The sequence below is a fragment of the Kocuria varians genome (assembly GCF_006539885.1).
GTDB lineage: Bacteria > Actinomycetota > Actinomycetes > Actinomycetales > Micrococcaceae > Kocuria > Kocuria varians.
In genome coordinates, this window is the sequence record NZ_BJNW01000004.1 from 133,787 (window position 1) to 155,466 (window position 21,680).

Genomic DNA, 21,680 nt, shown 5'->3' on the forward strand with positions numbered 1-21,680 from the left:
CCCGCGGGTGCACCGGGCCGGGGCTCCCCACGCGGTAGAATGGTCCGGCTCCACGAGCCGACCCCGCGCGCAGACGTTCCCGACGAGAAAGTGACACCGTGGCAACCAGCAACGACATCAAGAACGGCACCATCCTCAGCATCGATGGCAACCTCTGGCAGACCATCGAGTTCCAGCACGTCAAGCCCGGCAAGGGTGGCGCGTTCGTGCGCACCAAGCTGCGCAACGTGACGAGCGGCAAGGTGGTGGACAAGACGTTCAACGCGGGTGCCAAGATCGAGACCGCCACGGTGGACCGCAGCGAGTACCAGTACCTCTACCAGGACGGTGAGGACTACGTGTTCATGGACAACTCCACGTACGACCAGCTCACCGTGCCGGGCGCCGTGGTGGGGGACGCCGCGAACTTCATGCTCGAGAACCAGAACGTGACCGTGGCCATCCACGAGGGTGCGCCGCTGTACATCGAGATGCCGCCGTCGGTCGTCCTCGAGATCACCTACACCGAGCCGGGCCTGCAGGGTGACCGCTCCACGGGCGGCACCAAGCCCGCCACCGTGGAGACCGGCTACCAGATCCAGGTGCCCCTGTTCCTCGAGCAGGGCACCAAGGTCAAGGTGGACACCCGTACCGGCGACTACCTCGGTCGCGTCAACGAGTGAGCGGGGCACGCAGCAAGGCCCGGATCCGCGCCGTCGAGATCCTCTTCGAGGCCGAACAACGTGACGAGTCCGTGCGCGACGCCCTGGTGCGCCGCCGGGAGAACTCGTCCTCGCCCATCCAGCCCTACACGGTGGAGATCCTGGAGGGTGTGGACGGTCGCCGCGAGGACATCGACGAGTTCCTCGAGACCTACTCGCAGGGCTGGGAGCTCTCGCGCATGCCCGCCGTGGACCGCAACGCGCTGCGGGTTGGGGCGTGGGAGCTGCTGTACAACAACGACGTCCCGGACGGCGTGGCGGTGGCGGAGGCCGTCGCCGTGGCGCGGGAGCTGTCCACCGACGACTCGCCCCGTTTCGTCAACGGTCTGCTGGGACGGCTGCAGAAGGTCAAGCCGTCCCTGCTGGACGACTGAGACCTTAACCCCGGTTCGTGGGACCCCACGGGCCGGGGTTTGGCGTGTGATAGCTTCAAGGACAGATCGCACCCTTTAAATCCGTCCGGTGAGGCGGGGAAGGAGGCGGCACGTGAGCGTGCCCGAACACGCCGAGCAGACACCGGGAAGCACCACTTCCCGCGTGATCCTCTCGACATCCGACATCGACCGGGCCCTGTCCCGGATCGCCCACGAGATCCTGGAGTCCAACAAGGGCTCGGAGGACCTCGTCCTGCTGGGGATCGCCCGTCGCGGCTTCCCCCTGGCCCAGCGCCTGGCGGCCAGGCTCGAGCAGATCGATCCAGGTTTCACCGCGCGCACCGCGACCGGTCAGCTGGACATCACCATGTACCGGGACGACCTCCGCCGTCACCCCGCGCGCACCCCGCAGCCCACCGTCATCCCCGACTCCGGGATCGACGGCCGCACGGTCGTGCTCGTGGACGACGTCCTCTTCTCCGGGCGCACCATCCGCGCCGCCCTGGACGCCCTCGTGGACGTGGGCCGCCCGCGCGTCGTGCGCCTGGCGGTGCTCGTGGACCGCGGGCACCGCGAGCTGCCCATCCGCGCGGACCACGTGGGCAAGAACCTGCCCACCTCCTCGCAGGAGAAGGTGCGGGTGCTGCTGCGGGAGTCCGATCCCGAGCCCCGCGACGAGGGCCACGAGGACTGCGTGGTGATCGACGCCCCGGTGGCCTCGGACCCGGACGTCGCCCGGGACCGCGACGCCGCGCCCGGAAGGACCGCCCGATGAGACACCTGCTCTCCACCACCGACCTCGGCTACGCGGACGCCGTGCGCATACTGGACACCGCGGACCAGATGGCCGCCGTGACCTCACGCTCGGTCAAGAAGCTCCCCGCACTGCGCGGGCGCACCGTGGTCAACCTCTTCTTCGAGGACTCCACGCGCACCCGGATCTCCTTCGAGACCGCCGCCAAGCGGCTCAGCGCGGACGTGATCAACTTCTCCGCCAAGGGCTCCTCGGTCTCCAAGGGCGAGTCCTTGAAGGACACGGCCCAGACCCTGATGGCCATGAGCGCGGACGCCGTGGTGATCCGCCACGCCTCCTCCGGGGCGCCGCAGCAGCTCGCGGACTCCGGGTGGATCGACGCCGCGGTGGTCAACGCGGGGGACGGCAAGCACGCCCACCCCACGCAGGCGCTGCTGGACGCGATGACGCTGCGCCAGGTGCGTTCCCGCCGCACGGGCACCCCCACCACGGGCATGGACCTGGAGGGCATGCACGTGGTGGTCGTGGGGGATGTGCTGCACTCGCGCGTGGCCCGCTCCAACGTGTGGCTGCTGACCACGCTCGGCGCCCGCGTGACGCTCGTGGCCCCGCCCACCCTCGTGCCGGTGGCCATGGACGACTGGCCGTGCGAGGTCAGCTACGACCTCGACGCCGTGCTCGAGCAGGCGCCGGACGCCGTGATGATGCTGCGGCTGCAGCGGGAGCGGATGAACGCCGCGTTCTTCCCGAGCGAGGCCGAGTACACCCGCAACTGGGGACTCACCTCCCAGCGGGTGCAGCGCCTCGAGGCCCTCGGCGCGCCCACCGTGTTCATGCACCCCGGTCCCATGAACCGCGGCCTGGAGATCTCCTCCGAGGCCGCGGACTCCGAGCGCTCCACCGTGCTCCAGCAGGTGGCCAACGGCGTGTCCGTGCGCATGGCCGTGCTGTTCCAGCTGCTCTCCGGCGACGAGAGCACCCCCGATCCGAGCGAGAACTGAGGCGGCCCCATGACTTCGTACCTGATCATCAACGCGCGTCCCGAGGGCGGTGAGCCGGCGGACCTCCTGGTCACGGACGGTGTGATCGCCGCCGTGGGTGACCCGGGCACCCTGGACGTGCCGGAGGGCGCGCGGGTCGTCGACGCCGCCGGTGCCGTGGCACTGCCCGGTCTCGTGGACATGCACACGCACCTGCGCGAGCCCGGCCACGAGGACGCCGAGACCGTGGAGACCGGGACCCGGGCCGCGGCGAAGGGCGGTTTCACGGCGGTCTTCGCCATGGCCAACTCGCACCCCGTGGCGGACACCGCCGGGGTGGTGGAGCAGGTGTGGCGGCTGGGCCGCGACGCCGGCTGGGCGGACGTGCACCCGGTGGGTGCCGTCACGGTGGGGCTGGAGGGCACCCAGCTCTCGGAGCTCGGTGCCATGGCCGGGTCCCGCGCGGGCGTGCGGATGTTCTCCGACGACGGCAAGTGCGTGCACGACCCGCTGCTGATGCGCCGCGCGCTGGGGTACGTGAAGTCCTTCGACGGGATCATCGCCCAGCACGCCCAGGAGCCGCGCCTGACGCAGGACGCCCAGATGAATGAGGGCACCGTCTCCGCGGACCTCGGCCTCACCGGCTGGCCCGCCGTGGCGGAGGAGGCGATCATCGCCCGCGACGTGCTGCTGACCCAGCACGTGGACTCCCGGCTGCACGTGTGCCACGTCTCGACCGCCGGCTCCGTGGAGATCGTGCGCTGGGCCAAGGAGCGCGGCGTGAACGTCACGGCCGAGGTCACCCCGCACCACCTGCTGCTCACGGACGAGCTCGTGCGCACCTTCGACCCCGTCTACAAGGTCAACCCGCCGCTGCGCACGGACGAGGACGTGCAGGCGCTGCGCCGCGCCGTCGCCGAGGGTGTCATCGACGTGATCGGCACGGACCACGCGCCGCACACGGCCGAGGACAAGGAGTGCGAGTGGAGCTGCGCGGCCCACGGCATGACCGGGCTGGAGACGGCCCTGTCCGTGGTGCAGCAGACGCTCGTGGACACGGGCCTGGTCGGCTGGGAGCGCGTGGCCCAGATCATGTCCCACCGCTCGGCCGAGATCCTCGGCCTCACGGACCAGGGGCAGCGGCTCGAGGCCGGTGCCCCCGCGAACATCGTGCTGTGGGACCCACAGGGTGCCACACCGGTGGACCCGGGGACCCACGCCTCGAAGGGCCGCAACAGCCCCTACCGGGGGATGACCCTGCCCGGTGGCGTGCGCGCCACCTTCTACCGCGGCCACCCCGTGGTCCTGGACGGGGAACTGTCCACCCCCCTGGCCCACTGATCCCCGAGCGCTCTCGAAAGGTTCTGTCGTCGATGTCCGACAAGCTCGTACCCACCCTGCTCACCATCCTGATCGTGGTGGTGATCTTCGCGCTGCTCTGGTGGGGCTGGCGGGGCCGTGTCCGGCGGCAGTCGGGGCTGCAGGAGCTGCCCCAGGCACCGCGGGACCTGATGCAGCGGGCCACCGCCCGGGTGGACGGGATGTACGTGGTCACCACGTACGCGTCCCAGCCGCTGGAGCGCATCGCCACCCACGGGCTGGGCGTCCGCACCACGGCGGAGGCCGTCGTCGCCCCGGACGGCGTGTTCCTCAACAGGCAGGGCGCCCCGGACGTCTTCGTCCCCCGGGACCGGCTGCTCGGAGTCTCCACCACCTCCGGGATGGTCGGCAAGTTCGTGGAGCGCGACGGACTCGTGGTCCTCACGTGGGACCTCGGCGACACCGCGGTGGACACCGGCTTCCGGGCGCGCACGGCCGAGGGCTCGCGCGAGCTCGAGGACGCGGCGTCGGCCCTGCTCCAGGACTGAGAACCGGCCCGGGCCGCGAGCCGAGCTCCGGACTCCGACACCATCGCACGCACTTCACCCGGCGCCCGCGCGGCGCCCCCAGCACGCTCAACGAAAGGAGTTCGCGATGAACTCACCACGGATCGAACCCGCCGTCATGGTCCTCGAGGACGGCACGATCTTCCGCGGCCGCGCCTGGGGCGCGCCCGGCACCGCGTTCGGCGAGGCGGTCTTCGCCACGGGCATGACCGGCTACCAGGAGACGCTCACGGACCCGTCCTACGCGGGGCAGATCGTGATCCAGACGGCGCCGCACATCGGGAACACCGGTGTGAACCTCGAGGACATGGAGTCCCGCAAGATCTGGGTCAACGGCTTCGTGGTGCGCGACCCCGCCCGCCGACCCTCCAACTGGCGCAGCGAGCGCAGCCTGGACGAGGAGCTCGACGCCCAGGGCGTGACCGGCATCCAGGGCGTGGACACCCGCGCCCTGACCCGCCACCTGCGCGACAAGGGTGCGATGCGCGCCGGGATCTTCTCCGGTGTCGCCGCGCAGCAGCCCACCACGGACCTCGTCCAGCAGGTCACCGAGCAGCCGGCCATGGCCGGGCGCGCGCTCGCCGAGCACGTGAGCGTGGCCAAGGCCTACGTGGTGGAGCCCTCCGAGCACGGCTGGAGCGGGCCGGTGCGCCACGACGTCGTCGCCGTGGACCTGGGCATCAAGTCCATGACCCCGCAGCGTCTCGCCGAGCGCGGCGTGCGCGTGCACGTGGTGCCCGCGAGCACAACCTTCGAGCAGATCCGGCAGCTGGACCCGGACGGCGTGTTCTTTTCCAACGGCCCGGGGGACCCGGCCACGGCGGACGAGCAGGTCGCGATGCTGCGCGAGGTGCTCGACGCCCGCATCCCGTTCTTCGGGATCTGCTTCGGCAACCAGCTGCTCGGCCGCGCCCTGGGCTTCGGAACCTACAAGCTAACCTTTGGCCACCGCGGCATCAACCAGCCCGTCATGGACCTCGCCACGGGCACGGTGGAAATCACCTCCCAGAACCACGGCTTCGCGGTGGACGCGCCCGTGGGGGAGACCGTGACCGCACCGGAGTCCCGCTACGGCCGGGTGGCCGTGTCCCACGTGGGCCTCAACGACAACGTGGTGGAGGGCCTGCGCTGCGAGGACATCCCCGCGTTCTCCGTGCAGTACCACCCCGAGGCCGCGGCGGGTCCCCATGACTCCGCCTACCTCTTCGACCGCTTTATCGACGTGATGGACCGGGCCGGCCAGGGCTCCGATCCGGAAGCAGGAGACAACTGATGCCCCGCAGGCAAGACCTCAACAGCGTCCTGGTGATCGGCTCCGGGCCCATCGTCATCGGACAGGCCGCGGAGTTCGACTACTCCGGCACCCAGGCCCTGCGCGTCCTGAAGGACGAGGGGCTGCGCGTGATCCTCGTGAACTCCAACCCGGCCACGATCATGACCGACCCCGAGTTCGCGGACGCCACCTACGTGGAGCCCATCACCCCGGACACGGTCGAGAAGATCATCGCCAAGGAGCGTCCGGACGCCGTGCTGCCCACCCTGGGCGGGCAGACCGCGCTGAACACCGCGCTCGCGCTGGACGCCAACGGCGTCCTGGAGAAGTACGACGTCGAGCTGATCGGCGCGGACGTGGACGCGATCAACCTGGGCGAGGACCGCGAGGCCTTCAAGGGCGTCGTCGAACGCTGCGGCGCGGAGTCCGCCCGCTCGGTCATCGTGCACTCGATGGACGAGGCGCTCGCCGCCGCGGAGAAGCTCGGCTACCCCATGGTCGTGCGCCCGTCCTTCACCATGGGCGGCCTCGGCTCAGGGCTCGCGTACAACGAGACGGACCTGCACCGCATCGCCGGCGCGGGCATCCAGTACTCGCCTACCTCGGAGGTGCTCCTGGAGGAGTCCATCCTGGGCTGGAAGGAGTACGAGCTCGAGATGATGCGCGACGCCAACGACAACGTGGTGGTCGTGTGCTCGATCGAGAACGTGGACCCCGTGGGCGTGCACACCGGTGACTCCGTGACCGTGGCCCCGGCCCTGACGCTCACCGACCGTGAGTACCAGCGGATGCGCGACATCGCGATCGCCGTGATCCGCGAGGTGGGCGTGGACACCGGTGGCTGCAACATCCAGTTCGCCGTGGAGCCCGACACCGGGCGCATCGTGGTGATCGAGATGAACCCGCGCGTCTCCCGCTCCTCGGCGCTCGCCTCCAAGGCGACCGGCTTCCCGATCGCCAAGATCGCCACGAAGCTCTCCCTGGGCTACACGCTGGACGAGATCCCCAACGACATCACGCGCAAGACCCCGGCGAGCTTCGAGCCCACGCTGGACTACGTGGTGGTGAAGGTCCCGCGCTTCGCGTTCGAGAAGTTCCCGGCCGCGGACCCCACGCTGACCACGACCATGAAGTCCGTGGGCGAGGCCATGGCGATCGGGCGCAACTTCACCGAGGCGCTGCAGAAGGCCATGCGCTCGCTGGAGCAGTCCGGCTCGTCGTTCAGCTTCGCCAAGCCCGCCGTGGAACCCGGTCCCCACACCGTGGCCCGTCTGGTGGAGAAGACCCGCGAGACCACCACGGAGCGGCTGCGCAACGTGCAGCGCGCGCTGAACGCCGGTGCGACCGTGGAGCAGGTCTTCGAGGCCACCAAGATCGACCCCTGGTTCCTGGACCAGATCCAGCTGCTCAACGAGACCGCCGAGCTGATCCGCCAGGACCCGGACCTGCACCCCGCCACGCTGCGGGAGGCCAAGCGCCACGGCTTTTCGGACGCGCAGATCGGGGAACTCGTGCACCTGGAGGAGTCCGTGGTGCGCGGCGTGCGCCACGCCCTGGACATCCGCCCCGTGTACAAGACCGTGGACACGTGCGCGGCCGAGTTCGAGGCGTTCACCCCGTACCACTACTCGAGCTACGACCAGGAGTCGGAGGTCGCCCCGCACGAGAAGCCCTCGGTGATGATCCTGGGCTCCGGTCCCAACCGGATCGGGCAGGGCATCGAGTTCGACTACTCGTGCGTGCACGCGTCCATGGTGCTGCGCGACGCCGGCTACGAGACCGTGATGGTCAACTGCAACCCGGAGACCGTCTCCACGGACTACGACGTCTCCACGCGCCTGTACTTCGAGCCGCTGACCTTCGAGGACGTCATGGAGGTCGTCGAGGCGGAGCGCCGCTCGGGCGGTCTGCTGGGCGTGTTCGTGCAGCTGGGCGGGCAGACCCCGCTCAAGCTCGCGGCGGACCTCAAGGCGGCGGGCGTGCCGATCCTGGGCACGACCCCGGAGGCGATCGACCTCGCCGAGGACCGCGGCGAGTTCGCCCGCGTGCTCACCGAGGCCGGGCTGCGCCAGCCCAAGAACGGCACCGCCTACGACTTCGAGGAGGCCAGCCGGATCGCCCACGAGATCGGCTACCCGGTGCTCGTGCGCCCCTCGTACGTGCTGGGCGGGCGCGGCATGGAGATCGTCTACGACGAGGCCTCGCTGAAGACCTACCTCGAGAACGCCACGGAGGTCAGCCCGAGCCGTCCCGCACTGATCGACAAGTTCCTCGAGGACGCCATCGAGATCGACGTGGACGCCCTGTTCGACGGCAAGGACTGCTACGTGGGCGGGATCATGGAGCACATCGAGGAGGCCGGGATCCACTCCGGTGACTCCGCGTGCGTGCTGCCCCCGATCACCCTGGGCCCGGACGTGATCTCGAGGGTGCGCGAGGCCACGGAGGCCATTGCGCGTGGCGTGGGCGTGAAGGGCCTGATCAACCTGCAGTTCGCGCTCGCCTCGGACGTGCTCTACGTGATCGAGGCGAATCCGCGTGCTTCGCGCACGGTGCCGTTCGTCTCGAAGGCCACGGGTGTGCAGATGGCCAAGGCCGCCGCACTGATCGGCACCGGACGCACGGTGGCCGAGCTGCGGGCCGAGGGCGTGCTGCCGGCGGACTACGACGGCACGACCCTGCCGGAGAACACGCCCACGGCGGTGAAGGAGGTCGTGCTGCCGTTCGCCCGCTTCCGCACCCCGGAGGGCGCCGTCGTCGACTCCCTGCTGGGCCCGGAGATGCGCTCCACCGGCGAGGTCATGGGCATCGACAAGTACTTCGACACGGCCTTCGCCAAGGCGCAGGCCGCCGCGGGTGGTCCGCTGCCCACGGCCGGCAAGCTCTTCGTCTCGGTCGCCAACAAGGACAAGCGCTCCGCGGTGATCCCGGTCAAGATGTTCGCGGACCTCGGGTTCGAGATCATCTCCACGGGCGGCACGGCGGAGGTGCTGCGGCGCAACGGCATCGAGTCCCGCGTGGTCGCCAAGATCGCGGACACGGACGAGGACGGCCCCACGGTTGCGGACCTGATCACGGCGGGGGAGATCGACCTGATCTTCAACACCCCCTCCGGCGGCCAGGCGGCGCGCGGGGACGGCTACCAGATCCGCGCCGCGGCCACGTCCGTGGGCGTGCCCACCATGACGACCGTCTCGGAGCTGGGGGCCGCCCTGCAGGCGATCACCGCCCAGCGGCAGTACTCGTGGTCGGTGACGTCCCTGCAGGAGCACGAGGCGCACCTGCGCGAGCAGGTCGCGGGGGAGCAGTCGCGTGCGTGAGCCGTTCGGTGCGCGCCTCGCCACCGCGATGGCGGCCACGGGTCCGCTGTGCGTGGGCATCGACCCGCACCCCGCGCTGCTCGACGCGTGGGGGCTGCCCGACGACGCCGCGGGGCTGGAGCGGTTCTCCCGCACGGTCGTGGAGGCCGCGGCCGAGCACGCCGCCGCGCTGAAGCCGCAGGTCGCGCTCTTCGAGGCGCACGGTGCGGCAGGGCTCGCGGTGCTCGAGCGGGTGCTGCGCGATGCCGCGGACGCCGGGGTGCTGAGCATCGCGGACGCCAAGCGGGGGGACATCGGCTCCACCATGGCGGCCTACGCCCGGGCCTGGCTCGCGGACGACTCGCCCTTGGCCGCCGACGCCGTGACGCTGAGCCCGTACCTCGGCTTCGAGTCGCTGCGCCCCGCCCTGGACCTCGCCCGGGAGACCGGTCGCGGCACGTTCGTGCTCGCGCTGACCTCCAACCCGGAGGGCGCGGCCGTCCAGCACGTGGGCGGCACGCGTTCCGTGGCGGGCTCGGTGCTCGACGCCGTGGCGCGCGAGAACGCGACCTCGGCCCCGCACGACGACGCCGCGGCGTCGTCGCACGTGGGAGCCGGGACCGCCCACGGGGTGTCATGCGCACATCGTGACGAAATCGTGACGTCACCTGGACCGACGCCCCTGGGCTCGTGCGGAGTGGTCATCGGGGCCACCGTGGGGGAGGCGCTGCACCGGCTGAAGATCGACCTCGAGCCGCTCGGCGGCCCGATCCTGGCACCCGGATACGGCGCCCAGGGCGCGGGCGCGGAGGACCTCGCGGCGGTGTTCGAGCACGTCAGACCGGCAGTGCTCGCCAACTCGTCCCGCGGGATCCTCGCCCACGGCCCGGACGTCACCGCCCTGCGCGACGCCATCCGTGCCTCCACAGACGAGCTACGCGCACATCTCAGCTGAGCCCCACAACCCCTGAACGCCCCCTGACGCGGTCCGTCCGACCACGTCAGGGGGCGTTCGCGGTGTTTACCGGGGCAAACGGAACGGGTACTTTCGGTGTGACCACTCCGACGCGCCACCCCCCAATCGGGCGCCCGGAGCTGCTGGTACACGAAGAGGAGAGCTGGGCATGGCACTACGGCCACTGACGGACGAGGAGCGCGCGAGCGCTCGCGAGAAGGCCACCGCGGCACGCACCGCGCGGGCGGAGATCAAGAAGGGACTGCGGGACGGATCGCTCACCGTGGCGGACGTGCTGTCCCGCAGCGAGGGCGACGAGGCGGTCAGCCGCCTGAAGGTCACCGAGCTGCTCGAGGCGACCCCGGGGATCGGCAAGGTGCGCTCCGCGGCGATCATGGAGAACATCGGGATCGCCCCCACGCGCCGGGTGCGCGGTCTCGGGCAGCACCAGCGCCGTGCGCTGGTGGACTACCTGGACCGCTGACGCCGCGGGCGGGGCGCACGCCCCGGTTGGTACAGTGGCGGACGAGCGAGCCGCTCGTCCACCACCGTCCCCTGGAGGTATTCCGTGACCCCGTCGCCCACCGTGACCGTTCTGGCCGGCCCCACGGCCGTGGGGAAGGGGACCGTCTCCACCTACGTGCGGGACCACTACCCGCAGGTGTGGCTCTCGGTCTCCGCGACCACCCGGGCACCGCGCCCCGGTGAGGTCGAGGGCGTGCACTACTACTTCGTGAGCGACGACGAGTTCGACGCCATGATCGAGCGCCACGACCTGCTGGAGTGGGCCGTGGTGCACAACCTGCACCGCTACGGCACCCCGCGCCACACCGTGGACGAGGCGCTGGCCGCCGGACGCAGCGTCCTGCTGGAGATCGACCTGCAGGGCGCGCGCAGCATCCGCCAGACCCTGCCGGACGCCCGCTTCGTGTTCCTGGCCCCTCCCAGCTGGGAGGAAATGGTGCAGCGTCTCGTCGGACGGGGCACCGAGACCCCGGAGCAGCAGCAGCGGCGGCTCGAAACGGCTAAACTGGAACTTGCGGCGCGCTCGGAGTTCGACCACACGGTCGTCAACGACACCGTGGAACGCGCCGCCGCCGAACTCGTGGCTCTCATGGGACTGCCGGACGAGCAGGGCCGCTGAGCCCTCCGCCCGCGGGGACCTGCACGGTCCGTCCCGAGCCAGCACAGACATCCACCTCCACATCTCAGGAGTCAAGACACACGTGAGCATGAACAACGAAGGCATCGTCGACCCGCCCGTGGACCGCCTCCTCGACAAGACGGACTCCAAGTACGGCCTGGTGATCTTCGCTGCCCGTCGGGCCCGCCAGATCAACGCGTACTACTCGCAGCTGCACGAGGGCCTGTTCGAGTACGTGGGTCCGCTCGTGGATACGCAGCTCAACGAGAAGCCGCTGTCCATCGCGTTCCGCGAGATCGACGAGGGCCTGATCGAGGCGCACCACATCGCCCACGCCGGGTTCACCCCCAACGGTCAGCTGATCTCGGACGAGCCCACCGCCACCGAGATGTTCACCGGTGACTTCTTCGCCCAGGCGGATGACGCCGGCAGCGCGGCGGTCTTCTCCGACGGCGTGCAGGTCACGGAGGAGGAGTCCCCGGAGGGCTCCGAAACCGTCACGGAGACCGTGACCGAGGAGGTCACTGAGGACTCCGCGGAGCCCACCGAGCAGTGACGGTGACTCCCACCGGCCACGCCCCCGTCCGCTCCGGCACCGGCGCTTCCCTGCGCGTGGTGCTGGGTGTGGGCGGGGGCATCGCCGCATACAAGGCCGCTGCGCTCTCCCGGCTCTTCTCCGAGGCGGGGCACCACGTGGTGCCCATGCCCACCCAGGCCGCGCTGCACTTCGTGGGTGCGCCCACGTGGGAGGCGCTCACGGGTGAGCGCGTCTCCGAGACGGTGTTCGACCGCGTGGACACCGTGAACCACGTGGCCCAGGGACAGTCCGCGGACCTCGTGGTGATCGCCCCGGCCACCGCGGACCTGATGGCCCGGGTGGCGCACGGGCACGCGGACGACCTGCTCTCCACCACGGTGCTGGCCACCGCCGCGCCGGTGCTGCTCGCCCCGGCCATGCACACCGAGATGTGGCACAACCCCGCCACGCGACGCAACGTGGCGCTGCTGCGGGAGCTGGGCCACACGGTGCTGGAGCCGGCGAGCGGTCGGCTCACGGGCACGGACAGCGGCCCCGGGCGTCTGCCGGAGCCGCAGGAGATCTTCGACGCCGCCATGGCGCTCGTACGTGCCGGTGGTTCCACCGGGGACGACGCCGTCGCGCCCGGCTCCCTGCGGGGACGTCGCGTGCTCGTCACGGCGGGCGGCACACGCGAGCCGCTGGACCCCGTGCGCTACCTGGGCAACCGGTCCTCGGGCAAGCAGGGGATCGCCGTGGCCCGTGCGGCACGCGATGCGGGGGCAGACGTGCACCTGATCGTCGCCCACGTGGAGACCGAGCTGCCGGTGGGCGTGGAGATCAGCCACGTGTCCTCGGCGCACGAGCTCGAGGCGGCAACCCTGGCCGCGGCGCGGCGCAGCGACGTCGTCGTCATGGCCGCGGCGGTCGCCGACTACCGCCCGGAGACCGTGGGCGAGCACAAGATGAAGAAGTCCGAGGACGGCACGGACCCCGTGCTGCGCCTCGTGCGCAACCCGGACATCCTGCGCGGCGTGGTCACCCAGCGGGACGAGCAGAAGCTCGACCAGCTGGTGGTGGGATTCGCCGCGGAGACCGGGGATGCCGAGCACTCGGTGCTCGAGTTCGGCCGCGCCAAGCTGCGCCGCAAGGGCTGCGACCTGCTCGTGCTCAACGAGGTGGGCACGGACAAGGTCTTCGGCCGCGACGACACCGAGGTGGTCGTGCTCTCGGCGCACTCGGACGAGGAGAGCGGGGCGCGCGGCAGCAAGGACGAGGTGGCGCGTTTCATCGTGCGACGCATCGCCTCCGAAGCCGGTGTCGGTGCCGACGGGTAGGGTGTGAGCGTGACCGAAACGAGTGAACACCTGCGCATCTTCACGTCCGAGTCCGTGACCGAGGGCCACCCGGACAAGATCTGTGACCAGATCTCCGACTCGATCCTGGACGCCCTGCTGAGCGAGGACCCCGAGTCCTCCGTGGCGGTCGAGACCATGGTCACCACGGGCCTCGTGCACGTGGCCGGCGAGGTCAAGACGGACGCGTACGTGGACATCCCGCACATCGTGCGCAAGACCCTGCTCGACATCGGCTACAACTCCTCCGTCCACGGCTTCGACGGCGAGTTCTGCGGCGTGTCCATCAGCGTGGGCGAGCAGTCCAACGAGATCTACGAGGGCGTGTTCACCTCCCTCGAGGAGCGCACCGGCACCGCCAAGGACCCCCGTGACGCGCAGGGTGCCGGGGACCAGGGCATCATGTTCGGCTACGCCGCGGACGAGACGGACGTCCTGATGCCCGCGCCGATCCTGCTGGCCCACCGGCTCTCCGAGCAGCTCACGCGCGTGCGCAAGACCGCGGTGCTGCCCGAGCTGCGCCCGGACGGCAAGACCCAGGTGACGCTCGGCTACGATGGCCACACGCCCGTGTCCGTGGACACCGTGGTGGTCTCCTCGCAGCACGCGGAGAACTACGATCTCGACCAGCTCACGAGCGACCTCACCGCGAGTGTCATCATGCCCGTGCTCGAGGACTCGGGGCTGGACCTCTCCGCCACCCGGATCATCGTGAACCCCGCCGGGAACTTCGTGCGCGGCGGGCCCGTGGGGGACGCCGGGCTGACCGGCCGCAAGATCATCGTGGACACCTACGGCGGCATGGCCCGTCACGGCGGTGGCGCGTTCTCCGGCAAGGACCCCTCCAAGGTGGACCGTTCCGCCGCGTACGCGATGCGCTGGGTCGCGAAGAACGTGGTGGCAGCCGGTCTCGCGCGCCGTGCCGAGGTGCAGGTCGCGTACGCGATCGGCCAGGCGCACCCCGTGGGCCTCTACGTGGAGACCTTCGGCACCGAGACGGTGGATCCCGCGCGGATCGAGAAGGCCATCACCGAGGTCTTCGACCTGCGCCCGCTGGCCATCATCGAGGACCTGGACCTCAAGCGGCCCATCTACGCCAAGACGGCCGCGCACGGGCACTTCGGCCGCGAGGACCCCGACTTCATGTGGGAGCGCACCAACCGGGTCCAGGAGTTGCGTTCCGCCGCAGGGCTGTGAGCCCTGAGCCGGTTCCTGCGGCGTCCGACGACGCGCCGGGCGAGCAGCTTGCCCTCACCGGCCTGCCCCCGGTAGCGGCGACCGCGCGCCCGCCGTCCCGGTCCGAGCGGACGACGGCGTCGCGCACGCTCGGCTCCGAGGGCCAGGCCCCCGTGGACCCCGTGGCGAAGGTGCTGCTCGAGGCCTACGTGCCCCACCTGGACCGGCTCTTTGACTACCGCGTGACCGCGGCCCTGGACGAGCAGGCGGTCGTGGGTTCCAAGGTCTCCGTCCTGTTCTCCGGGCGCACCATGTCCGGGTGGGTCGTCGCGCGCGTGGACCACACGGAGGTCGCCGAGGACCGGTTGCTGCCCATCCGGCGGGTCCTGACGCCGCTGCCGGTGGCCCGTCCCGAGATCGTGGACCTCGCGGAGGCCGTCGCCCAGCGCTGCGCCGGCACCGCGGCGGACGTGCTGCGCGTGGCGATCGCTCCGCGGGTGGCCAGGGTGGACAAGGAGTTCGCCGCGGAGACGGAGGCCACACAGGCCGGCGGCGCCGCGCAAGCGGAGGCAGTGGCACCTCGCGATCCGGACGAGTCCGACTCGACCTCCGGAGCGGGCGGAGGCATCGCGGCGCCGTCGCCGGCCGTGTGGGAGCACTACGTCCAGGGACCCGAGTTCGTTGCCGCGCTGGCGGCGGGGGATCCGGCGCGCGCCGTCGTCGAGGTGCTGCCGTCCGCCCCGGACCACGACTGGGCGTCCCTGACCGCGAACGCCATGGCCACCGCGTACGCGGCGGGCCGCGGTGCGGTGGGCGTGGTCGCGGACCACAAGGCCCTGGAACGGCTGGAGACGGCGCTGCACGCGCTCGTGGGGGAGGACGCCGTCGTGCGGCTGCACGGCGGGGACGGCCCCACCCCGCGCTACCGGGGGTTCCTGGAACTTGCCCTGGGGCGCAAGCGGCTCGCGGTGGGCACCCGGTCCGCGGCCTACGCCCCCGTGCAGGATCTCGCGCTCGTGTGCTGCCACGACGACGGCGACGTCAACTTCGTGGAGCAGCGTGCTCCCTACCAGCACACGCGCGACGTCCTGCTCGTCCGGGCGCAGCAGCAGGGGCTGGCCGCCCTGTTCACGGGCTACGCGGTGAGTCCTGAGGCGCAGCGTCTCGTGGCCACCCGCTGGGCGGCGCGGGTGGCCCCGGACCGTGCAGAGCTGCGTCGTTTCTCGCCGCGCATCGAGGCGACCTCGGACTCCTACAACACGGAGCGCGACCCTCTCGCGGCCCGGGCGAGACTGCCGCACGAGGCGTTCCGCGTGGCCCGGGCCGCACTGGAGAAGGGGCCGGTGCTCGTGCAGGTCGCGCGCAAGGGCTACGCCCCCGTGCTCGCGTGCCAGCGCTGCCGCACCCCGGCGCGCTGCCAGTCCTGCGACGGACCCCTGGCTTTGGGCTCGGCGCGGTCGGTGCCCGTGTGCACGTGGTGCGGGCGGCAGGCTCACGACTGGCGCTGCGTGGAGTGCGGCTTCACCCGCGTGCGGCTGAGCACCGTGGGGGCCGGGCGGACCGCCGAGGAGCTCGGCCGCTCGTTCCCCAAGCTGCCGGTGATCTCCTCGAGCGAGTCCACCGTGCGCGCACGGGTGGGGTCGAAGCCCGCGCTCGTGGTGGCGACCCCGGGGGCCGAGCCGGTGGCCGAGGGGGGCTACGCGGCGGCTCTGCTGCTCGACGGGGACCAGATGCTCGCGCGCCCGTGGCTGCGCGCGGAGGAGCAGACGCTGCGGCGGTGGTTCAACGCGGCGGCCCTCGTGCGCTCCGGCGCCGAGGGCGGCACCGTGGTGGTCACGGCGGACCACGACCGCGCCGTCTCGGCCCTCGTGCGCTGGGACCCTGCGGGCCACGCGGAGCGTGAACTGGCGGAGCGTCACGAGCTCGGGCTGCCCCCGGCGGTGCGCACGGCGGCGCTGACCGGGCCGCGGGATGCCGTGGACGCCACCCTGCGGGACCTCGCGCTGCCGCAGCGGGTTCGCGTCGTGGGGCCCGCCCCCGTGGAGACGGCGCCCGGCAACGGTGCGGATCCCGTGGACACCGGCACGGGGGAGGCGGCACCCGCCACGCTCGACGGCTCCGACGCCCCGCGGGCCGGCGAGCGCGGTGGCGGCAGACCGTACCGGGCGCTGCTGTTCTTCAGCTTCGGGATCGCGCCGAGGATCACGGGGGCCCTGCGGGCGGAGAAGGCCCGCGCCTCGGCGCTGCGCGAACACGCACCGGTGACCGTGCGCTGCGACGTCGCCGATCTGCTGTGACCCGGGCCACAGGACCGTCCCCGGGGGTGCACGAGGCCCGCTCAGCGGCGCGGTTGTCGCTCCCCGCCCGGTCTCCGACGTGGGTTATTGCACACCCGGGCGCCGCCCCGGGAATGTGACGAACTGTGAACCGGGCGCAGCCGTGGTCCGTTCACTTCTCTACGGTGAAGGGCACGTTCACGCGGGGTTGCTCTCGTGCACCGAGCACACTGCCCGGTGCGCGGCGCGTCCCCGCACGACCCTCGCCGAAAGGACCAGCATGTCGCTGCAGCTCATCGAACTCGTTCCCGCCACCCCCGAGAAGGAGGCCGTGCGCTCGATCATCGACGCGACGTCGACCGCCGTGTCCCAGGCCTCCGCCGAACTCATCGAGTCGCAGGTCACCGCCGACCACGGCCGGGTGTTCGTGGTCGTGGAGAGCGAGAGCACGGAGGGCCTCGCGGAGACCGTCCGCGCCGCTCTCGCCGACACCGTCACCGAGGTCACCGGCCCGGACGAGGTCCGCCTGGTCGGCGCGGAGCTCGAGGACATCAAGAAGCTCAAGGGCCAGACCGACTACCTCGTGGAGTGGGACATCCCCGCCGAGATCACGATGGACCAGTACCTGGCGCGCAAGAAGGCGAACTCGCCCAAGTACGCCGAGGTGCCGGAGGTCTCGTTCCTGCGCACCTACGTGCGCGAGGACACCGCCAAGTGCCTGTGCTTCTACAACGCGCCGGACGAGGACGCCGTGGTGCGCGCCCGCGCCGCCGTGAGCACGCCCTTCGACCGCATGTTCAAGCTCGAGGTCTGAGCCAGGAGCCCCTGCGCCGCGTGGCCGGCACCGGGCATCCACCCGGGTGCCGTCCACGCAGGGCCGCGGACGGCGTCGTCGTCCCGCCCCCTCCCAGCGCCGCGCCAGCACCTCTCGGCACCACGCCGAGCGGTCCCGCGACGCGCCGTGACCTCTCGACCCACCGAACGGAAACGATGTCCCAGTCCATCTCCGCCCCCACTCTCGACGCCGACGCCGCGCCCCAGGACCTGCTGGCCCCGCTCGTCGACTACCCCGAGCACGACCTCGTGTGCGGGCTCGCCGCCGAGCGGGCCCGTGCGACGGACGACGCCGAGACCACCCCGTTCGAGACGCTGCGGCAGCTCGGCGACCACGGGCTGCTGGACCAGGGCCTCGGTGGCAATGACCTGCGCGGTCAGGCGGCGGTCGTGTTCGACCTCGCGACGCAGTGCACGGCCACGGCGTTCTCCCTGTGGGGCCACCGCTCGAGCCTCGAGTACCTCGACGCGGTGGGCGCGCAGATCTCCCCGGCGCTGCGCTCCGGCGCGGTTCCCGTGTGCTCCGCGATGGCACCGGCATTCAAGGCGGCGGCCGGGATCGGGGAGATCCCGGTGACGCTCACCCGCCGCGAAGGCGCCACAGTGCTGAACGGGACGGTGCCGTGGGCGTCCAACCTGTACCCGGACGCGGAGGTCGTCCTGCCTGTGGTGCGCGAGGACGGCGGCACGGCCGTCGTGCGCACCCGCGTGTCCGCACCCGGGGTGGGCGTGCGGCCCCTGCGGAACCTGATGGCCCTCAACGCCACGGCGTCGGGAATCCTCACGCTGGAGGACGTCGAGATCGACCCGGCGCAGGACGTGCTGACCGAGGACGTACCCGCGTTCCTCGCCACGGTCCGCGGGCCGTTCCTGCTGCTGCAGAGCGCCTTCTGCCTCGGGCTCTCCGCCGCCGCTCTCACGAGCGCGCGCTCGGCCATGGGCGGGGTGGGAGAGATGTTCCGCGAGGACCTCGACGCCGCCGTGGCCGAGCAGGGGCGGCTGCGGGAGCAGCTCGTGCGTCTCGCCCGTGACCCGCGCGCCGTCGGGGCCCGCGAGCTGCTGCAGCTGCGGCTCGACGCCGCGCTGCTCACCGGTGAGGCGACGCGCCTGGAGGCCAAGGTCGTGGGCGGGCGCGGCTACGCCCTGAACTCGCCCACCGCCCGCCGCGCACGGGAGGCGGCGTTCCTGCCCGTCCAATCGCCCACGGAAGGACACCTGCGGTGGGAACTGCGCAGGCTCGGCTGAGCGGGGTGAGCACCACCTCGGCGTCCGACGACGTCGCGCTGCGCGTCCGCGGCGTCCGCAAGACCTACCCCGGGGCCGCGGGGCCCGCCCTGGACGGGGTGGACCTGACTCTGCGCCGCGGCGAGACGCTCGCCGTGCTGGGGCCCAGCGGTTCCGGGAAGTCCACGCTGCTGCGCGCCATCGCCGGGCTGGAAGCCCTGGACGGGGGCACGATCGAGTTCGGCAACCCGGATGCGCGCCTGGCAGTCGTCTTCCAGTCACCCGCACTGTTCCCGTGGCTGTCCGTGCGCCGCAACCTCGCGCTGGGCGGGCGCTACCGGCGCAACCGCGACCGCTTCGACGAGCGGCACGTGGCCGAGCTGCTCGAGATCCTCGGTCTCGCCGATCTCGCCCATACCCCCGTGCAGGAGCTCTCCGGGGGACAGGCGCAGCGAGTGTCCGTGGGCAGGGCGCTCGCCGTGCGCCCGGACGTGCTGCTGCTCGACGAACCCTTCAGCGCCCTGGACCCCGCGACCCGCGAGGACCTGCAGGCGTGGCTGCGCGGACTCGCCACGGACCTGGACCTGACGGTCTTCCTGGTGACCCACGACGTCGCCGAGGCCATGGCCCTCGGCGACCGCATCGGCTTCTTCGCCGGGCCCCGCGGCTTTCGGCGCCAGTGGGCCCCCGCCCGGGACGGCACCACGGCCGAGCAGATCCTCGCGAGCTACCGCGGCACGGACGACGGCGCGGGAACCTGGGAGATATGAGCGCCCCGCTCACCACCCGACGGGCCGTGCTGCGCGCCGGTGCCGGGGCCGCGGCACTGACCGGTGCGGCGTGGGGCTCCGGCACCCTGTACTCGCGCACGAGCGCGGTCGGCAGCGGTGGCGGCACCTCCCGGCCCGTGCGGATCGGGTACCTCCCCATCACCGACGCGGCGCCCCTGCTCGTCGCCCACGCCAACGGCTACTTCGACGACGCCGGGGTGACCGTGGCACGCCCCGTCATGTTCCGCAGCTGGGCGTCCCTGTCCGAGGGGTTCGTCGCGGGCAAGGTCGACGCGATCCACATGCTCATGCCCATGGCCCTCTACATGCGCTACGGCCTGCAGGCGGACGTGCGGATCACCGCGTGGAATCACACGAACGGCTCCGCGCTCACGGTGCGCCCCGGCATCACCGATCTGCCGCAGCTCGCCGGGGAGACGGTGGCGATCCCGGCGTGGTGGTCGATCCACAACGTCGTGGTGCAGAAGCTGCTGCGCGCGGCTGGGCTGACACCGGTCATGCGGGAGAGCCCCTCGCGCTCGCGGGGCACCGTGGCACTGGTGCCCATGGCACCCGCGGACATGCTGCCCGCCCTGAACAACGGGGTGATCGGCGGCTACGTGGTCGCGGACCCGTTCGACGCCGCCGCGGAGGTCAGGCACGTGGGCACCATCCACCGCTTCCTGGGGGATGTCTGGCGCAACCACGCGTGCTGCGTGACGATGCTGCGCGGCGAGCTGCTGCGGGACCGCCCCGACCAGGCGGGTGGATTCATGGACGCCCTGGTGCGGGCCCAGGCGTGGGCGCGCCAGAACCGTCCGGAGACCGCCGCGGTGCTCGCGGGCGGCTACCTGCCGCAGCCCCGGCCCGTGATCCAGCGGGCCCTGACCTACTCCGCCGCCGACCACGCTGGCGCCCTGCACCACCCGCAGTGGCACGGCGAGACCCTGGACTTCCGGCCGTACCCGTACGCGAGCTTCACCGAGGAGCTCGTGCGCTCAATGAAGGACACGGTGGTGGACGCCCCCGCGGACTTCCTGGGCGGTCTGGAACCCGCCGCCGCACACCGCGAGCTCGTGGACGACACGCTCGTGACCCGAAGCATCGCGAAGGCCGGTGGCTGGGCCGCCTTCGGCCTGGACGGCGCCACACGCACCGAGGAGATCCGCGCATGAGTTCCACGTCCCGCCGCACCGCGTACCCGGGCACCGCGCGTCCTGGGAGCCCGCAGGACGCGACCACCGACCTCGACGCCGCCGCCCCGGGCACCGCCGACGGCTCCCGGGCGGTCCCCGCGCCCGGCCCGTCCCGGACCGCGGGTCCCCGCGGCCGTGCTCATCGCCAGGCCGGTCCGCACCGGGCGGCCGCGTTCGCCTGGGGTGCGGCGGGGGTCCTGGTCACGGTGGCGGCGTGGTGGGCCTTCACCCACGCCGCGGCCGCGGGGTCCACGATGATCGCCGCGTTCCGCCCCGAGCAGCTGCCCGGCGCCGTCGCCTCCCTGTGGCAGCGCGGCGTGGTGCTCCAGGACGCCGCGACGAGCCTGTGGCGCCTGCTGGGCGGTCTGGTCCTCGCCACGGTGCTCGGGGTGCCGCTGGGGCTGATGATCGGCTCGTGGCGGCGGGTGCGGTGGGCGAGCGCGCCGGTCGTGCAGTTCCTGCGCATGGTCTCGCCGCTGTCCTGGGCACCGGTGGCCGTGGCGCTGTTCGGGGTGGGAAGCGCTCCGGTGGTCTTCCTGGTGGCCGCGGCGGCCGTGTGGCCGATCGCCATGAACACGGCCGCCGGCGTCGCCGCACTGGATCCCGCCCACCTGCGCGTGGCCCGCACGCTGGGGGCCACGCCGTTCGAGCGGCTCACCTCCGTGGTGCTGCCGAGCATCCGCCCGTACGTCATGACGGGTGTCCGCCTGGCACTCGGGATCTCGTGGGTCGTGCTCGTGCCCGCGGAGATGCTCGGTGTCAGCACGGGGCTCGGCTACGAGATTCTCAACGCCCGGGACCGGCTGGCCTACGACGAGATGCTCGTGGTGATCCTCGCGATCGGGCTGCTGGGCATCGCCCTGGACGCCCTCGCCCAGTGGCTGCTGCGCGACCGGGTGGTGCGCGACTGAGCCGGGGGGCGGGACCCGTCGGCACGGCCCCGGGTCGTCTGCCGTCACGCGCCGG

Annotated in this window: 20 protein-coding genes; all 20 read left to right on the forward strand. The window is 72.0% G+C overall.

Annotated features, from left to right (window positions below; all coding sequences use genetic code 11):
- Positions 1-98 precede the first annotated feature (98 nt).
- The 20 genes from efp to KVA01_RS03685 all read left to right on the forward strand — a co-directional run bounded on the left by efp (position 99) and on the right by KVA01_RS03685 (position 21,625).
- Positions 99-662, forward strand: coding sequence for an elongation factor P (gene efp, locus KVA01_RS03590; protein WP_141268948.1), 564 nt, complete (start codon positions 99-101; stop codon positions 660-662).
- Positions 659-1,075, forward strand: coding sequence for a transcription antitermination factor NusB (gene nusB / locus KVA01_RS03595; protein WP_141268951.1), 417 nt, complete (start codon positions 659-661; stop codon positions 1,073-1,075). Before efp ends, nusB begins: the two co-directional genes overlap by 4 nt.
- 112 nt (positions 1,076-1,187) lie before the next feature.
- Complete coding sequence (gene pyrR / locus KVA01_RS03600; RefSeq protein ID WP_068467545.1) at positions 1,188-1,850, forward strand: bifunctional pyr operon transcriptional regulator/uracil phosphoribosyltransferase PyrR; 663 nt, start codon at positions 1,188-1,190, stop codon at positions 1,848-1,850.
- The gene (locus KVA01_RS03605; RefSeq protein ID WP_068467547.1) at positions 1,847-2,830 is read left to right on the forward strand and encodes an aspartate carbamoyltransferase catalytic subunit; all 984 of its coding nucleotides are present in this window, start codon (positions 1,847-1,849) and stop codon (positions 2,828-2,830) included. The genes pyrR and KVA01_RS03605 overlap by 4 nt, the downstream gene beginning before the upstream one ends.
- A 9-nt stretch (positions 2,831-2,839) precedes the next feature.
- Positions 2,840-4,150, forward strand: a complete 1,311-nt coding sequence (locus KVA01_RS03610) for a dihydroorotase (RefSeq protein ID WP_141268953.1) — start codon at positions 2,840-2,842, stop codon at positions 4,148-4,150.
- A gap of 32 nt (positions 4,151-4,182) precedes the next feature.
- Positions 4,183-4,677: a PH-like domain-containing protein gene (locus KVA01_RS03615; protein ID WP_068467552.1), complete on the forward strand. Its 495-nt coding sequence runs from the start codon at positions 4,183-4,185 to the stop codon at positions 4,675-4,677.
- 106 nt (positions 4,678-4,783) lie between these two features.
- Positions 4,784-5,968, forward strand: coding sequence for a glutamine-hydrolyzing carbamoyl-phosphate synthase small subunit (gene carA / locus KVA01_RS03620; RefSeq protein ID WP_068467554.1), 1,185 nt, complete (start codon positions 4,784-4,786; stop codon positions 5,966-5,968).
- Entirely contained in the window at positions 5,968-9,288 is a 3,321-nt protein-coding gene (carB, locus tag KVA01_RS03625) for a carbamoyl-phosphate synthase large subunit (RefSeq protein ID WP_068467556.1), read from the forward strand. The genes carA and carB overlap by 1 nt, the downstream gene beginning before the upstream one ends.
- The gene (pyrF, locus tag KVA01_RS03630; protein ID WP_267899922.1) at positions 9,281-10,222 is read left to right on the forward strand and encodes an orotidine-5'-phosphate decarboxylase; all 942 of its coding nucleotides are present in this window, start codon (positions 9,281-9,283) and stop codon (positions 10,220-10,222) included. Before carB ends, pyrF begins: the two co-directional genes overlap by 8 nt.
- Positions 10,223-10,391: 169 nt before the next feature.
- The gene (mihF, locus tag KVA01_RS03635; protein ID WP_068467560.1) at positions 10,392-10,706 is read left to right on the forward strand and encodes an integration host factor, actinobacterial type; all 315 of its coding nucleotides are present in this window, start codon (positions 10,392-10,394) and stop codon (positions 10,704-10,706) included.
- An 84-nt stretch (positions 10,707-10,790) separates the two neighbouring features.
- Positions 10,791-11,366: a guanylate kinase gene (gmk, locus tag KVA01_RS03640; RefSeq protein WP_068467562.1), complete on the forward strand. Its 576-nt coding sequence runs from the start codon at positions 10,791-10,793 to the stop codon at positions 11,364-11,366.
- 82 nt (positions 11,367-11,448) lie between these two features.
- On the forward strand, positions 11,449-11,922 hold the full coding sequence (gene rpoZ / locus KVA01_RS03645; protein ID WP_068467564.1) for a DNA-directed RNA polymerase subunit omega: 474 nt from the start codon (positions 11,449-11,451) through the stop codon (positions 11,920-11,922).
- Entirely contained in the window at positions 11,919-13,220 is a 1,302-nt protein-coding gene (gene coaBC / locus KVA01_RS03650) for a bifunctional phosphopantothenoylcysteine decarboxylase/phosphopantothenate--cysteine ligase CoaBC (RefSeq protein WP_082810207.1), read from the forward strand. Before rpoZ ends, coaBC begins: the two co-directional genes overlap by 4 nt.
- Before the next feature lie 9 nt (positions 13,221-13,229).
- Positions 13,230-14,435, forward strand: coding sequence for a methionine adenosyltransferase (metK, locus tag KVA01_RS03655; protein WP_068467613.1), 1,206 nt, complete (start codon positions 13,230-13,232; stop codon positions 14,433-14,435).
- Complete coding sequence (locus tag KVA01_RS03660) at positions 14,432-16,711, forward strand: primosomal protein N' family DNA-binding protein (protein WP_082810208.1); 2,280 nt, start codon at positions 14,432-14,434, stop codon at positions 16,709-16,711. Before metK ends, KVA01_RS03660 begins: the two co-directional genes overlap by 4 nt.
- Positions 16,712-16,970: 259 nt before the next feature.
- Positions 16,971-17,504 (forward strand): DUF4242 domain-containing protein, encoded by a 534-nt coding sequence (locus tag KVA01_RS03665; RefSeq protein WP_068467565.1) that lies wholly within the window; start codon positions 16,971-16,973, stop codon positions 17,502-17,504.
- Between the two features lie 176 nt (positions 17,505-17,680).
- Complete coding sequence (locus tag KVA01_RS03670; protein ID WP_141268955.1) at positions 17,681-18,769, forward strand: acyl-CoA dehydrogenase family protein; 1,089 nt, start codon at positions 17,681-17,683, stop codon at positions 18,767-18,769.
- Positions 18,745-19,518 (forward strand): ABC transporter ATP-binding protein, encoded by a 774-nt coding sequence (locus KVA01_RS03675; RefSeq protein WP_233438742.1) that lies wholly within the window; start codon positions 18,745-18,747, stop codon positions 19,516-19,518. Before KVA01_RS03670 ends, KVA01_RS03675 begins: the two co-directional genes overlap by 25 nt.
- Positions 19,515-20,693 carry an ABC transporter substrate-binding protein gene (locus KVA01_RS03680; RefSeq protein ID WP_141268957.1) on the forward strand — a complete coding sequence of 393 codons (1,179 nt, stop codon included), beginning with the start codon at positions 19,515-19,517 and terminating at the stop codon, positions 20,691-20,693. The genes KVA01_RS03675 and KVA01_RS03680 overlap by 4 nt, the downstream gene beginning before the upstream one ends.
- Entirely contained in the window at positions 20,690-21,625 is a 936-nt protein-coding gene (locus tag KVA01_RS03685) for an ABC transporter permease (RefSeq protein ID WP_068467574.1), read from the forward strand. Before KVA01_RS03680 ends, KVA01_RS03685 begins: the two co-directional genes overlap by 4 nt.
- The last annotated feature ends 55 nt before the right edge of the window (positions 21,626-21,680 follow it).

Bases quoted from the DNA above. Each gene is read 5' to 3' on its own strand.
- KVA01_RS03605 (WP_068467547.1), top strand. From the start codon at position 1,847: ATGAGACACCTGCTCTCCACCACCGACCTCGGCTACGCGGACGCCGTG.
- KVA01_RS03610 (WP_141268953.1), top strand. From the start codon at position 2,840: ATGACTTCGTACCTGATCATCAACGCGCGTCCCGAGGGCGGTGAGCCG.
- KVA01_RS03615 (WP_068467552.1), top strand. From the start codon at position 4,183: ATGTCCGACAAGCTCGTACCCACCCTGCTCACCATCCTGATCGTGGTG.
- carA (WP_068467554.1), top strand. From the start codon at position 4,784: ATGAACTCACCACGGATCGAACCCGCCGTCATGGTCCTCGAGGACGGC.
- carB (WP_068467556.1), top strand. From the start codon at position 5,968: ATGCCCCGCAGGCAAGACCTCAACAGCGTCCTGGTGATCGGCTCCGGG.
- mihF (WP_068467560.1), top strand. From the start codon at position 10,392: ATGGCACTACGGCCACTGACGGACGAGGAGCGCGCGAGCGCTCGCGAG.
- KVA01_RS03665 (WP_068467565.1), top strand. From the start codon at position 16,971: ATGTCGCTGCAGCTCATCGAACTCGTTCCCGCCACCCCCGAGAAGGAG.
- KVA01_RS03670 (WP_141268955.1), top strand. From the start codon at position 17,681: ATGTCCCAGTCCATCTCCGCCCCCACTCTCGACGCCGACGCCGCGCCC.
- KVA01_RS03680 (WP_141268957.1), top strand. From the start codon at position 19,515: ATGAGCGCCCCGCTCACCACCCGACGGGCCGTGCTGCGCGCCGGTGCC.
- KVA01_RS03685 (WP_068467574.1), top strand. From the start codon at position 20,690: ATGAGTTCCACGTCCCGCCGCACCGCGTACCCGGGCACCGCGCGTCCT.